Origin of the sequence: Legionella sp. 27cVA30 (assembly GCF_024160945.1) — a bacterium.
Taxonomy (GTDB): Bacteria; Pseudomonadota; Gammaproteobacteria; order Legionellales; family Legionellaceae; genus Legionella_A; species Legionella_A septentrionalis.
This window is the reverse complement of sequence record NZ_JAMYXK010000001.1, coordinates 76,125-91,398: the sequence shown is the minus strand read 5'-3', so window position 1 is coordinate 91,398 and position 15,274 is coordinate 76,125. Positions and strand designations below refer to the sequence as shown.

Genomic DNA, 15,274 nt, shown 5'->3' with positions numbered 1-15,274 from the left:
TTCTTTCCTTATCAACCACAGCGATTATGGGTTTTGCGCTGGATTTATATCCAGCGCCGAACGGGTTAATAAGTCATCATGCTTCGCGCTTGATTTCAATGGTCTCGTAGACTTCAATCAAATCGCCCGTCTTAACATCATTATAGTTTTTAACGCCGATACCGCACTCAAATCCCTGGCGCACTTCCGCCACGTCTTCTTTAAAGCGGCGCAAGGATTCAAGAGTACCTTCATAAATCACCACGTTGTTACGCAATACACGAATAGGATTATTACGCTTAATAGTGCCTTCGATGACCATGCAACCGGCAATAGCACCCAGTTTGGGTGAACGGAACACGTCGCGAACCTCGGCGACCCCGATGATTTCTTCTTTAAAGGTTGGCTCAAGCATGCCTGATAAAGCACCTTTTACTTGATCCACGATGTCGTAAATTACGCTGTAATAGTGCAGTGGCACACCTTCTACTTCGGCCAGACGTTTTGCCCCAGCATCGGCGCGCACGTTAAAGCCAATTAACAACGCATTAGAAGCTATAGCCAAATGCACGTCTGATTCTGTGATGCCGCCGACACCGCTGGCAATAATTTTAACATTTACTTCATCGGTGGAAAGCTTAACCAATGCATCCGCTATCGCTTCCACAGAGCCTTGCATGTCAGCCTTCAGTACCACATTTAAAATTTTCGTCTCAGCTGCATTCATGGTGTCGATGATGCCTTCCAGAGAAGCTTTTTGACGCTTGGCCAATTTTACATCGCGGAATTTACCTTGACGGAAAAGCGCAACTTCACGCGCCCTTTTTTCATCAGGAACAACCAAAGCTTCATCACCAGCATGGGGAATGGCAGACAAGCCCAATATCTCTACCGGCATGGAAGGCCCTGCCGATTCAACCGGCATGCCGTTGTCGCCAACCAAAGCACGTACGCGTCCATATTGCAGTCCAGCCAATAAAATATCGCCTTTGTGCAGAGTACCATTTTGCACAAGCACAGTGGCAACTGGACCACGTCCCTTATCCAATCTGGATTCAATCACTACCCCTTTGGCTGCGCCATCAGTGTGCGCAGTTAATTCAAGAACTTCTGACTGCAATAAAATCGCATCCAATAACTCGTCCACACCCTGGCCAGTTTTTGCAGAAATGTTTACGAACATTGTATCGCCACCCCAAGCTTCGGGAATCACTTCATAATTGGACAATTCATTCATCACACGCTCAGGATCAACCCCCGGTTTATCCATTTTATTCACGGCAACGATCATAGGGACTTTGGCAGCTTTCGCATGTTGGACTGCTTCGATGGTTTGTGGTTTCACACCATCATCTGCCGCCACAATTAAAATTACAATGTCGGTTACCTGGGCGCCGCGGGCACGCATTGCGGTAAACGCAGCATGACCCGGCGTATCCAGAAATGTGATATTTCCTTTCGGTGTATGCACGTGGTAGGCACCGATGTGCTGAGTAATACCACCTGCTTCACCGGCAGCTACTTTTGTACGGCGGATGTAATCGAGCAACGAAGTCTTTCCATGATCGACATGTCCCATGATCGTTACCACAGGTGCGCGCGCTTCTTCATGACTTCCTTTACTCAATACATCGCCGAGATTTTGCTCAATGGCATCTTCTTTAAGCGGTCGCGGAATATGCCCCATTTCTTCAACTACGATGATCGCTGTCTCTTGATCGATAACTTGGTTAATGGTCGCCATGGCACCAAGACCTATCATGACTTTAATCACTTCGGCGGCCTTAACAGACATACGTTTTGCAAGTTCTGCGACTGTAATGGTTTCAGGGATGGATACTTCCCGGACAACAGGCATGGTAGGCATTGCAAATCCATGCGTCAAAGCTTCTTCTGCCTCGCGATATTTATCGGATTTTTCAGTTTTGCGTTTCTTAGGCTTATGGCGTTTTGGCACCATTAAATCATGTTCAGCGTCATCGTGAATAACTGGCTGGTATTTGCTTTTTTTCTTGCCTTTTTTAAAGTCGCTTTTTTCAGCCTTGTCTTCAAAATCATTTTTAGGCGCTTTTTTCTTCGCTTTCTCAGCTTTACTTTCTTCAGGCGAAACAGGTTTTTCTTTTTTCTCAGCAACATGGCCAGGAGCCGCAGCAGCTGTTGCAACCACTTCCTCAATGTGGTTTTCACCCGTTGCAGAATCAGTTTCACCAGCTTGAACTGGCGCCTCGTCATCTGCCTGCACGGGGCTTTGCTCTTCGCCCATCACGGGTTCTTCTACAACCTCCGCTTCAGGAGTAACTGTAGCAGTTTCCTCCAAGGGAACTTCAAGTTCCACTGCTTGTTCTTCCACCTCAGATTCTGCTGTTTGCTCCAAGAGGCTTCTTTTGACGTAAGTTTTCTTTTTTCTTACTTCAATGTTTACTGTTTTACCACTATGCGAGTCATGACCTAAAGTCACTTGTGAGACGCTTTTGCGTCGCAAAGTGATCCGCTCGGGAGCGGTACGTGCTTCGTTGCTGCCTTTTAAATGATTTAGCAATATCCGTTTTTGTTCTTCGTTTACGGTTTGCTCATCATTGGTAAAAGATAATCCAGCTTCTTGCAACTGGTTTAGTAAGCGCTCAACAGGGATACCCACGACTTGTGCTAATTGCTTAACCGTTACATCCGCCATAATTTAATCCTCATCCAGCCATCCATCGGGATCGCTCTTACGTTCTAAATTCTTAAACATTAAGTTTATGCTAGCCATGTTCTAGTCTGGATAAAAATGAGCTCTTGCGAGCAGTAGCACTTATTTTCACCTGCAATTTTTAGAACCTGGCATTACTGCACAACTTACACCTTTGGTGCTCATGCTTTATTCTGATGAAACCACGGTTCCCGTGCTTTCATGATCAATGCACCTGCTTTTTCTTCTGTAATTCCTGCTATTTCCAGAAGTTCATCGACTGACTGTTCAGCTAAATCGTCCAAAGTCGTAATACCTGCTGCGGCAAGGCGTTCAGCTAACTCTTCCGTCATTCCTTCCAGTGCCAAAAGCTCGGAACTAACGGTGTTTTGCCCAGAAGATAATGCTTGCGTCAACAAGTTATCATTAGCGCGGCTGCGCAATTCTTCGACGATTTCTTCATCAAATTCGTTAATGGCTAGCAATTCTTCTTTCGGTACATAGGCAACTTCTTCCAAAGAAGAAAATCCATGTGAAACTAAAAGCAGCGCAATTTCTTCGTCTATATCCAGGGCCGAAGTAAATAATTTTATAATTTTAGTTGATTCTGCCTGACTTTTATCTTCAAATTCTTCAACCGTCATGACATTAAGCGTCCAGCCGGTTAATTGGCTGGCCAAACGCACGTTTTGCCCATTGCGGCCAATGGCTTGCGATAATTGATCCTTTTGTACAGCCAAATCCATAGCATGTGTATCTTCGTCGACAACAATAGATGAAATGTCTGCAGGTGCCATGGCATTGATAACCAATTGAGCCGGATTATCATCCCAGAGGATAATATCAACACGCTCGCCGCCCAATTCACTGGAGACAGCTTGGACGCGAGCACCACGCATGCCCACGCAAGCACCAATTGGGTCGATGCGGCCATCATTCGTTTTGACAGCAATTTTTGCGCGGCTACCGGGTTCGCGCGCAGCTGCTTTAATTTCAATGACGTTTTCGCCAATTTCAGGTACTTCAATTCTGAATAACTCGATAAGCATTTCTTTACGAGTACGGCTCACCATTAATTGCGGGCCACGGGCTTGTTCAATGATATCATACAGATAAGCGCGCACGCGGTCGTTAGGCCGGAACATTTCTTGCGGAAGCATTTCCGTCCTCGGCATAAAAGCCTCAGCCTTTCCACCCAAGTCAATAATAATATTATCGCGCGTAACTTTTTTCACCGTACCGTAAACAAGCTGTCCCAGTTTACTCATAAACTGTTCCACAACTTGCCGACGTTCAGCTTCGCGTACTTTTTGTGCGATAACTTGTCTTGCTGTTTGGGCAGCTATACGTCCAAACTCAATGGAAGGCATTTGCTCTTCAATGCGACCACCTATTTCAATGCTGGGGTTGCGCTCTTTAGCTTGCACCAAAGTCAATTCACGATCAGGGAATTCAACGTCCTCGTCTTCGGCAACCACATCCCAATAACGAAAGGTTTCATACTCGCCAGTCCGCGGGTCAAGCTTCACTCGAACACCCAGTTCCATCCCATAAAGCTTCCGTGTTGCTGATTCTAAAGCAGCTTGAATTGCCTCAAGAACAACTTCTTTCCGTACCCCTTTTTCATTGGATAACGCCTCAGCAACTAATAACAATTCTTTGCTCATTGTTCGCCTCACTAGACTGTCAAATTTGCTTTCGCAACATTAGAAAAAAGAAACTCCTGGGCTTCATCATCAATGGTTAACACCAAACGGGTTTCGTCTGCTGATGTAATAATCCCAGTGAATTTTCTTTGGCCGGCAACAGGTTTAAATAATTTAATTTGAACGCCTTGGCCTAGATAATTTTGGTATTGCCAACTGTGGAATAACGGCCTTGGTATGCCAGGAGATGATACTTCCAAACTGTAATTACCAGGTATTGGATCTTCAACGTCGAGAAGGGCACTGACTTGGCGACTGACCCGTTCGCAGTCTTCGATACCAATACCATTGTCATGATCAATGTAAACGCGTAAGAGCGAATGTTTACCCTGTGCAAGATATTCACATCCCCACAGTATATATCCCATATCTTCTATGGTCGGTGTAATTAGCTGTTCAATTTCGTCTTGTTTCATACACATCTCATAGTTAATGACATCCTTGTTACTTGCCCAAGTAAACTTATACGCTCATCTGAAAAGATCCTTTACTTATGAAGGTGTCAAGCCACTGCGAGGGATGCAAAGTCCATCACCTGATTTCATCTTGTGCTGAATGTGAAAATTGCTATGATTCAAATCTGTTGCAAATGCACATAATAAAAAACCCCATAAATGGGGTTTGTTTTATAGTGGTAGCGGGGGCAGGATTTGAACCTACGACCTTCGGGTTATGAGCCCGACGAGCTACCAGGCTGCTCCACCCCGCATCAACTGAGGCCAATTATACGCACGACTAGCTCATTTAGCAAGTCATTCATCAATAAATAATAAAATTTCTCTTTGATCCCAGACCCTTGTCCAATTATCTAGCAAATGCATTGACACATGCTGCAATCAACGCACCAGGAAATATGCCGAAATATAAGAGCGCCAAGCAATTGACAGAAAACACAGCTTTAGTAGCAGCCGATACAGTAATGGGCGCCGGATTTTGTGCATCATCAAAATACATAACTTTAACGATGCGCAAGTAATAAAATGCACCGATAACAGCGAACACCAGGCCTAAAGTAGCAACCCAGGTTAAATGCACATCAACCAAAGCTTTTAACACTAATAATTTGGTAAAAAAGCCAACGGTCGGAGGCACGCCGGCCATGGAAAACATGACTACCATCATCATAAAGGCAAGCCAAGGATTGCGCTTGTTTATCCCTTTTAAATCATCGATTTGCTCAATTTCCAAGCCTGAACGCGACATCAGGATGATCATGCCAAACGCGGCGGCAGACATAAGCACATAAACCAATACATAATACAATGCAGCAGCATAACCTTCGGCCGTTGCCGCAAGAATGCCAAACAGCGCATAACCTACATGTGAAATGGCTGAATACGCTAACATGCGTTTGATGTTTGGTTGCGCGATGGCAAGCAGATTTCCTATACCTACAGAAAATAAAGACATGATAAGAATTAACTGCTGCCATTGGGCGCTTAAGTCGACTAACCCTAAGGTAAGCAAGCGAAATGCCATGCCGACTGCTGCAATTTTAGGTGCGGTACTGACAAACAAAGCGACGGAGCTTGGCGCACCCTGATAGACATCCGGAGCCCACATATGAAATGGGACAGCAGCCAATTTAAATCCTACGCCTGCTATGATGAATACCAATGCAAAAGACAACATGCCGCTTTCCTGCCGCCAGTTTGCTGCAATCGCATTAGCAACTTGTAATAAATCCAGTTTACCGGTAGCTCCATACACAAGCGAAATGCCATACAGCAACATGCCGGAAGCTATGGCGCCCATGATAAAATACTTCATCGCTGCTTCCGAAGCATCGCTGTTGTTGCGGCGAATCGCCACCATGGCGTATAAAGGCAGAGACAAAAGCTCCAGTCCCAAATATACCGTCAGCAATGAGTGAGCCGACACCAATGTCATCATTCCCAAAGTCGAAAAAAGCCCGAGAATGTAATAATCACCAGTTGGAATTTGCCTTTCCTTAATGTAGTCCCTTGAATAAAAGAAGCACAAAAAGACAGATATATATATAAAGAGCTTCATTAACTGAGCTGCATCGTCGCTAATAAAAAGGCCCTGAAAGGCTAAAATTTGAAACTGCCCCACGAAGACAAAACTGACTATGGCTGCCAGTAGTAATCCGGCACTGGCGCAAAGAAAAACGATAGCTGGAAAGCGGCGGCTCATGAACAGCTCACCGAGTAAAGCCACACATGCTGTTACCAAAATGATCATTTCTGGTAAAGCGACATGAATGTTATTCAATAATTCAACCATTTCAATTAGCCTTCATTAGATGCGAAAAGTTACGACGCTTACAACTTGGATTTTTCTGCCTGAGCTAAGGTATAACTTACCGTATGATGTACATAATCCACCATTGGTTTAGGGTAAACGCCAATGACAATAACCATGAATGCCAATAAAGCGTAAGCGCTAAACTCAAAACCGGAAAGATCCTTCAATTCCGCCACTTGCTCATTGGCTACTGGGCCAAATATTACCCGCTTATACAGCCACAAAGTGTAGGCCGCGCCAAGAATTAATGTAGTAGCAGCCCAAAAGGCGACCCAAAAACCAGCTTTCATGCTGCCAAGGATCACCATGAACTCACCGACAAATCCAGACGTTCCTGGCAACCCGGCATTAGCCATGGCAAACAACATGAAAAATGAGGCAAATACCGGCATCGTATTGACAACACCGCCAAAATCCTTAATTTGCCTTGTATGCATGCGCTCATAAAGATAACCTACCCCAGCGAACATTGCGCTTGAGATAAACGCGTGTGAAATCATTACAACAATAGCCCCTTCCAAAATCAGGCCTGCATTTTGCAATCCGCCGTTTTTAGCAATGGCGAATATGGCAAAGCATCCTAAGGTGACAAATCCCATATGCGAAATGGAAGAGTAAGCAATTAGCTTTTTCATATCGCGCTGAATGATTGCGACCAAACCAATATAAACTACTGCAATCAACGACAAAGCCACCATGAGCGGTGCATATTGATTACATGCGTCCGGAACAATAGGCAGTGAAAAGCGAATAAACCCATATGCGCCCAATTTTAATAAAATGGCTGCCAAAACAATTGAACCGCCAGCCGGCGCCTCGGTATGCGCATCGGGCAACCAGGTATGCACCGGGAACATGGGCACCTTGATAGCAAAACCTAAGAAAAATGCAATGAATATCAAAGTTTGCGCAGTCATCCCCAATTTAACTGCATACAATGTTTCTATTTTGAAGGTGCCTGCCAAATATCCCAGATATAAAAAGGAAGCAAGCATGAGCACAGAGCCAAGAAATGTATATAAAAAGAACTTGATAGCAGCATAGACGCGATTATCAGAACCCCAAATCCCGATGATCAAATACATAGGGATAAGAGTTGCCTCCCAGAAAATATAAAACACAATGGCATCCAGAGCAGAAAACACACCGACCAACAAGCCCTGCATGATTAAAAAAGCCGCCATGTATTGGCCTATACGCTTTTTAATGCTGTGCCAGGTAGCCAAGATGACAACTAAATTGGTAAAGATAGACAAAATAATTAAGAGAAGAGACAGACCATCGATACCCAGGCTGTAACGAATTCCCAAAGCAGGCATCCACGCCATGTCTTCTACAAATTGCATACCTGGTGAATCAATATCAAAGCCAGCCATTAACGGAATACAAATCAGCAAGGTTAAGATAACCGTAAATAAAGATAAATACCGAGATACATTCGGATTGTTATCATCACCAGTTAGAAAAACAAACACCCCGCCTATAATGGGTAACCAAATCAACAAATTGAGCAAATGATGCATACTCTTACCTTATTTTTAGCCCAGGTTACATAACCCTAAATCGCAATACTTAGCCGAGCAATAACCAGCAAAGGAATCCAAACAACCCCAGTACCATTACTGTAATGTAATGATATAAATATCCGCTTTGTATTACCCGGCTTTTCACAGCCAACCATTTCACTGTTTTAGCCGAACCATTTACAATCATGCCATCAATCAGTTTTTGATCGCCGATGCGGTAAAATATTTGACCCAATGTTTTTGAACCTTTTACAAAAACCACATCGTTGAATGCATCAAAACCATATTTATTTTTAAGAACCTTATAAACCCAGGAAAAAGTGCGGGCGAACACGGCAGGGATAGTTGGAACTGCTACGTACGCCACCCAGGCCAGCAACACACCGCTTAATGTCAGCCAAAACACGGGAGAAACGAAAGCATGCGCGATAGCTTCCCAAGCCGAAACCCCTTCTTCGGCAATTTTTGCCAACACATCGTATTGCGGCAAGACAAATAGCGAGCTTTTTAGCAAAGGATTGGCAGCAAACAACATAGGCATATACAAAATGAAGCCCAGGATAATCGAAGGGATAGCTAAAATAACCAGAGGCAACCAAACTACCCAAGGCGATTCATGGACGTGAGACCAAGTATGCTCATCCATGCGCGGCTTACCGTGGAATGTCATGAACAAGGCGCGGAATGAATAAAGTGCGGTAACCATTGCTCCGGCAGCGACACAAAAGTAAGCATAAGCACTTCCTGGAATTTCTGATAATTGCGCCGCTTCAATAATCGTATCCTTGGAATAAAATCCGGCAAATGGAGGAATTGCACAAAGTGCCAAAGTACCGATTAAAAAAGTTAGATAAGTAATCGGCATTTTTCGCCACAAACCACCCATTTTACGCATATCTTGCTCATGGTGCATGCCAATGATAACAGAACCGGCAGCCAAGAATAACAATGCTTTGAAGCATGCGTGGGTCAGTAAATGAAAAATACCCGCACTGAATGCAGATGCACCCATAGCAACCATCATATAGCCAAGCTGCGACAGGGTAGAATAAGCGACAACCCGCTTAATATCATTCATCACCAACGCTAATATGCCAGTAAACAAAGCGCCTGTGGCTCCAATTACTAGTACTACGCTCAAAGCCGTCATCGAATATTCAATCATGGGTGAAATGCGCGCGACCATGAATACACCAGCGGTCACCATGGTAGCGGCATGGATAAGAGCTGAAATAGGAGTAGGACCTTCCATGGATTCGGGCAGCCATACATGCAACGGAACTTGTGCAGATTTACCCATAGCACCAACAAACAGCAACAAACAGGTTACGGTGATAACCGACCATGGATGTCCGGCAAATACTTCCATGCTTTCATTAGCCAGGGAACTTACACCATTAAAGACAGTTGCATAATCCAAACTGCCTGTGTAAGCCAGCACTAAACCAATACCGAGAATGAAACCAAAATCACCGACACGGTTCACCAAAAACGCTTTTAAATTGCCTTGGATTGCCGATTCCTTTTCATACCAGAACCCGATGAGTAAATAGGAAACCAACCCCACGCCTTCCCAACCAAAAAATAATTGCAGGAAGTTATTGGCAGTAACCAGCATCAGCATCATGAAAGTAAATAAGGAAATATAACTGAAAAAACGCTGATAGCCGCTATCGTCCGCCATATACCCTATGCTGTAGATATGCACCAGCAAGGATACAAAAGTGACGATCACCATCATCACGACGGTAAGGGGATCAATTAAAAAACCGATGTTGAAACTGTAAGGGAATAAAGCTCCACCATTCGCCCAAGTGTACAAATTCATATTCAGTGCAGGAGCTGCTCCTGTAAGAATCATGTAAGCGACATAAAGGGATAATACGAGAGAAAGGGCAACACCGACTATGGTAACACTATGGGCTCCAGAGCGGCCAATTTGTTTACGCAAAAAACCAGCAACCACACTACCGAATAAAGGTGCCAGAACAATGATCACACAGCACTGTAAAATACTCACGTTGTTACCCTTTTAAATGGTTCATCTTGTTTACATCAATATTGCCGCGGTTACGGTAAAGCAACATCACAATGGCCAAACCGATTGCCGCTTCTGCCGCTGCTACGGTCAGAATAAAAAAGACAAAGACTTCGCCGGCCTGGCTGCCATAATAATGCGAAAAAGCCACAAAATTAGTGTTTACAGCAAGCAGCATTAATTCAATGCAAACCAGCAATAAAATCACGTTGCGGCGATTGAGAATAATTCCAATTAAACTCAGCCCAAATAAGATAGCACTTAGTATCAAGTAATGTGTAACCGGTATCATGCAGAATTCCCCAAGGATTAATTCTCATTGTTCAATCAAGAAACTAACTTTATTAAAAGCTTACGTATTTTCTGGCTTCATTTTAACCAACTCTAGCCGGTCTTCAGGTCTAGTCATGATTTGGCGAACGACATTCTGCTGCTTCGAGCGCATGGGACGGCGATGCACCAAGGTGATGGCTGCAACTATGGCGACCAGCAAAATAACTGCAGCAATTTCAAAAGCAAACACATAATCGGTATAAAGCACCATGCCCAAGCTTTCGGTGTTTGAAATATTTTCGGGCAATGCATCTCCCGCAGGCACCAGGCTTTCATTAACCACACGGTCTACCGCTACTGACATTTCAACACCAGTTTGAAACGCACCCTGCGGGATAGCAACCCATAAAAGCGCAACCAGCAAGGCCACTAGCATTAAACCAAAAGGCAAATATTTCATGAAATGAGCCTTCATGGATTCTATGTCGACATTAAGCATCATGACCACAAACAGGAAGAGCGTCATGACTGCTCCTACGTAAACGAGCACCAAAATTAAAGCCAAGAATTCCGCACCCGCTAGCATCCATAAAACTGAACTTAAGATGAAGGTGAGCACCAGAAAAAGCACACAACGTACCGGATTATTTTGCGTAATCACCATTAGTGCTGAAAATATAGACATTCCAGCAAAAATATAAAAAACCCATTGCAGCAATGATTCGTGCATTTTTTTACCTCATTTATCGGTATTTTTCGTCGGCTTTTCTATCTGCAGCCAATTGTTTTTCCATTAAGTCGCCTACAGCAAGCAATTTTTCTTTCGTCATGATATTTTGGCCACGCTCTGTATAGTGATAATGTTGAATAGGCGTAACTACGATGGAATCAACCGGACAAGATTCTTCACACAAACCGCAATAGATGCATTTAAATGTATCAATATCATATCGGGTGGTGCGGCGTGAGCCATCTTCCCGGGGCTCTGACTCAATTGTAATTGCCAATGCCGGACAAACTGCCTCGCATAATTTACATGCAATGCAGCGTTCCTCGCCGTTTGCATAGCGGCGCAGAGCCAACAACCCGCGAAAGCGTGGAGAAATCGGCGTTCTTTCCTCAGGGAATTGCACAGTAATTTTTTTCTTGAAGAAATATTTGACTGTTACTCCCAATCCAACCAAAAGCTCTATCAGTGTAAAACTGCGGATATAGTGCTTAATGTATCGATATGCATTTTTCATTAGCGGCTCATTTGCTTTGTCAATACTTAAAATAATCTTTAAAACCAGGGCTTAACTTCTGCTATCACCATCAAGGCTGTCACAATAACCCAGACGATAGTGACAGGAATGAGTACTTTCCAGCCCAAGCGCATCAATTGATCATAACGGTAGCGGGGAAATGTTGCCCGAATCCATAAATAAACAAATAAAAAGAATGAAATCTTCAGCAAAAGCCAGACAATCCCGGGAACAAAGAAGAAGATGTCATTTAAAAATGGGATGCCTTCAAAAGGCGACAACCAACCGCCGAGGAACAAAACGCTGATGATGGTTGAAATTAAAATCATGCTTGCATATTCAGCCAGGAAAAACAGGGCAAAGCCTATCGCAGAATATTCAACGTGAAAACCAGCGACGATTTCAGATTCACCCTCGACCAAATCAAAAGGCGCGCGGTTGGTCTCAGCAATGCCGGCTATCCAGAATGCCATGAACAAGGGCAATAATGGCAGGAACCACCAGTGCAAGATACCGCCCTGTTGTGAATAAACAATTTCCGAAAGATTCATGCTACCGGCAGCAAGCAATACTCCCACCAGTGCAAAACCCATCGAAATTTCGTAAGAAACCGTTTGTGCCGCACTGCGTAAAGCGCCGAGCAAAGCATATTTGGAATTTGAAGCCCAGCCGGCAATTAACACGCCATATACGCTGAGTGAACTCATCGCAAATAAAAACAATACGCCGGCGTTTATATTGGCCAGAACCATACCTTCCTGAAAAGGGACGACGGCCCAGCTTGCCAATGCAGGCGCTAAAGAAAGCAATGGGGCAATAATAAAAAGGTATTTATTAGAACGAGTAGGTATAATAATTTCTTTGCAAATCAACTTAATAAGATCAGCAATAGGTTGTAATAAACCGCGGAATCCGACACGGTTAGGACCCACACGCACCTGGATATAACCGATAACCTTGCGCTCAGCGTAAATCAAATAAGCCACAGCCAGGAGCAATGGTACAACAATTACCAAAATTTTAATTATAATCCACAGCAATATGCCGATATCTTGTAGCATGTTTTTACCTTAGCGCTTGATAGTTATTGCAGCAAAAGCATGGCCTAAATCTGCTGTTTCAGGCATTGCATTTGCTACCCAGACAACATCGGGGGCCATGCGCTCATCGCGTTTAAGCGGCAATGTTATCTCAATATCTCCCTGAGATACAGTAGCCGTTTCATCTAATTTAAGCTTATCTGCAGTTTTCGGATGAATATGAATGCAGGCAGATTCTGCGGCGGCGCATTCTTGCAATGCCAGCGCATGGCGCACAATTGCATCGCAGCGATACAAAGGCCACTCGCCCACGCGGACCAATTGCTCTTGTGCTTGCGGCAGAGATTCAGGGTAAAACGGCGTATAGCGGGTTTCTAACATCATGTCCGCCTGCTCTTTGATTTCTTTTAGCACATCTTCTGAGGAAAGGTAATCAAAATCTCTTACGTGTAAAAGATTACCTAGCACGCGCAGTATTTTCCAGGCAGGACGCGATTCACCGTGGGGTGCTAAAGCACCTTTTACGGTTTGCCAAGTGTGATCCACATTAATATAAGTTCCTGACGTTTCTGCATAGGGCGCTATCGGCAAAATTACATCTGCATAATCCTGAATGGCTTCATTCTGAAAAGCGCTCATCACTACGACAAATTCGGCAGCCAACATGGATTGCCGCGTACGATATGGATTGTCAAAATCAAAAGCAGGTTCTGCAGCCATTAGAAAATAGCCTTTTAACTTGGCATTTAGTGCCATTTGCACATCCAATCCTGCAGGTTCACTCATTTTCGCAGCTGCAGCGCGATGTGGCAGCATACCGGCCAGCCATGCACCAGCACTGTTAGCGCCCGTGGTTAAACGCAACACTCGTACCCCGCCCATGGTTTCCAAAATATGAACCAAAGTGCGCAACAAAGAAGCATCCGGATGGTTTTCACAAATAGCACCGGTGATTATCGCTGCATTAGGCTGCCTAAGTGCATGCGCCAGGGTATGCACCTTTTCATCCGGAGTCAGGCCAATAATTAATTTTTGTACCTCTGCGGGCAATTCGCCGCGATCGCCTATCAAAGCGCTCACCAAGCTGGCAAGCTGCATAGGGATATCTTGCGGCGCCGCAATGATTTTTTCCGCCACATCGAAGTGGTAATCATAATCCATGACATTGATGGCATAGATTTTTCCACCATTGCGAAATGCTTTGCGTACCCGGATTCCTGCCAGAGGAACTTCGCGATCAATATTACAGCCTATGAGCAAAATGGTATTTTGGTTTTCAATTTCAGCATAACGTAATGAACTGGAGGGCATGGCCGCTTGCTGGTGTTGATCGCGGAAATCGCTTTGCTGTAAACGATGATCCAAGTTATGGACACCCAATTCACGCATTAATTTTTGCACAAGATAAAGCTCTTCCAGAGTAGATGAAGGAGATGCAAATGCAGCCATCTGCTCCGGCCCATGCTGCTTGATAACACGGCTCATTCCTTCTGCAGCAAATTTAAGAGCTACTTCCCAGTCTACCTGCTCCCACTGCCCGTCGCGCTTAATCATCGGGCGACTGGCACGGGCGGGGCTGTTTAATCCTAAATAACTGAAACGGTCGCGATCAGAAAGCCAAGTTTCATTAATCAATTCATTTTCTTTAGGGACTACGCGCATTAAATGATTGCGGCGCACATGCAAATGCACATTAGAACCCAGGCAATCATGGGGCGCTACACCTTCATGCTGTACCAACTCCCAAGGTCTGGCTGTGAACCGGTAAGGTTTTGACGTCAAAGCACCGACTGGACACAAATCAATGATATTTCCCGAAACTTCGGAAGTGATGCTGTGTTTGACATAAGTCCCGATTTGCATTTTTTCACCACGATTCGTGGCTCCCAATTCGCGAAGTCCTGCCACTTCATCGCCGAAGCGAACGCAGCGCGTGCAGTGAATACAGCGAGTCATTTCAGTCGAGATTAATGGCCCAAGATCATCATCAGCAACCGCACGTTTGCTCTCGTCGTACTCTGAACCATCTGCACCGAATCCCATGGAGACATCTTGCAATTCGCATTCTCCACCCTGATCGCATATAGGACAATCCAAGGGGTGGTTGATTAAAAGAAATTCCATAACCGCTTGTTGTGAACGGATGGCTTCTTCGGATTTGGTGAATACTTTCATGCCATTGGTAATCGGAGTAGCGCATGCAGGCACTGGCTTTCGGCCATTTTCCACTTCAACCAGACACATACGGCAATTAGCAGCCACTGACAATTTTTTGTGGTAACAAAAACGGGGAATATAAATTCCAGCCTCATCAGCAACTTCGATGATCATTTTACCGTTTTCTACTTCTAATGTTTTTCCGTCGATTTCAATGGTGGCCATTATTAAACCTTCTTAAATAGACTTAACTTTACTCATTAATATTGGCTAGTGCCGTTGTATGCAGCATTATTGCTTTATACCTGATACTTATACATCAGTCTGTCCTGCGCCAAGCTTATTTCATCTTGCGCAGCAGCAAATTTGATG

At 44.5% G+C, this 15,274-nt stretch carries 11 protein-coding genes and 1 tRNA gene; all 12 read right to left on the bottom strand.

Annotation, left to right across the window (positions count from 1 at the left end):
* Positions 1-76: 76 nt before the first annotated feature.
* Positions 77-2,653 carry a translation initiation factor IF-2 gene (infB, locus tag NKV53_RS00410; RefSeq protein WP_126953381.1) on the bottom strand — a complete coding sequence of 859 codons (2,577 nt, stop codon included), beginning with the start codon at positions 2,651-2,653 and terminating at the stop codon, positions 77-79.
* Positions 2,654-2,832: 179 nt separating this feature from the next.
* The gene (nusA, locus tag NKV53_RS00405) at positions 2,833-4,317 is read right to left on the bottom strand and encodes a transcription termination factor NusA (protein WP_126953382.1); all 1,485 of its coding nucleotides are present in this window, start codon (positions 4,315-4,317) and stop codon (positions 2,833-2,835) included.
* An 11-nt stretch (positions 4,318-4,328) separates the two neighbouring features.
* The gene (gene rimP, locus NKV53_RS00400) at positions 4,329-4,772 is read right to left on the bottom strand and encodes a ribosome maturation factor RimP (protein ID WP_126953383.1); all 444 of its coding nucleotides are present in this window, start codon (positions 4,770-4,772) and stop codon (positions 4,329-4,331) included.
* Between the two features lie 216 nt (positions 4,773-4,988).
* A tRNA-Met gene (locus NKV53_RS00395) sits at positions 4,989-5,065 on the bottom strand.
* 95 nt (positions 5,066-5,160) lie between these two features.
* Positions 5,161-6,603 (bottom strand): NADH-quinone oxidoreductase subunit NuoN, encoded by a 1,443-nt coding sequence (gene nuoN, locus NKV53_RS00390; protein ID WP_253350510.1) that lies wholly within the window; start codon positions 6,601-6,603, stop codon positions 5,161-5,163.
* Between the two features lie 38 nt (positions 6,604-6,641).
* Positions 6,642-8,147 carry an NADH-quinone oxidoreductase subunit M gene (locus NKV53_RS00385; RefSeq protein ID WP_127057139.1) on the bottom strand — a complete coding sequence of 502 codons (1,506 nt, stop codon included), beginning with the start codon at positions 8,145-8,147 and terminating at the stop codon, positions 6,642-6,644.
* Between the two features lie 49 nt (positions 8,148-8,196).
* Complete coding sequence (nuoL, locus tag NKV53_RS00380; RefSeq protein ID WP_127057140.1) at positions 8,197-10,170, bottom strand: NADH-quinone oxidoreductase subunit L; 1,974 nt, start codon at positions 10,168-10,170, stop codon at positions 8,197-8,199.
* Between the two features lie 4 nt (positions 10,171-10,174).
* Positions 10,175-10,480, bottom strand: a complete 306-nt coding sequence (gene nuoK, locus NKV53_RS00375; RefSeq protein ID WP_126953387.1) for an NADH-quinone oxidoreductase subunit NuoK — start codon at positions 10,478-10,480, stop codon at positions 10,175-10,177.
* Positions 10,481-10,540: 60 nt separating this feature from the next.
* Positions 10,541-11,191 (bottom strand): NADH-quinone oxidoreductase subunit J, encoded by a 651-nt coding sequence (locus tag NKV53_RS00370; protein WP_126953388.1) that lies wholly within the window; start codon positions 11,189-11,191, stop codon positions 10,541-10,543.
* A 13-nt stretch (positions 11,192-11,204) separates the two neighbouring features.
* The gene (nuoI, locus tag NKV53_RS00365) at positions 11,205-11,705 is read right to left on the bottom strand and encodes an NADH-quinone oxidoreductase subunit NuoI (RefSeq protein WP_126953389.1); all 501 of its coding nucleotides are present in this window, start codon (positions 11,703-11,705) and stop codon (positions 11,205-11,207) included.
* Between the two features lie 38 nt (positions 11,706-11,743).
* A complete protein-coding gene (gene nuoH / locus NKV53_RS00360) occupies positions 11,744-12,766 on the bottom strand; it encodes an NADH-quinone oxidoreductase subunit NuoH (protein WP_126953390.1) in 1,023 nt (340 codons plus the stop codon).
* Between the two features lie 9 nt (positions 12,767-12,775).
* Positions 12,776-15,127, bottom strand: a complete 2,352-nt coding sequence (nuoG, locus tag NKV53_RS00355; RefSeq protein WP_253350508.1) for an NADH-quinone oxidoreductase subunit NuoG — start codon at positions 15,125-15,127, stop codon at positions 12,776-12,778.
* Between the last annotated feature and the right edge of the window lie 147 nt (positions 15,128-15,274).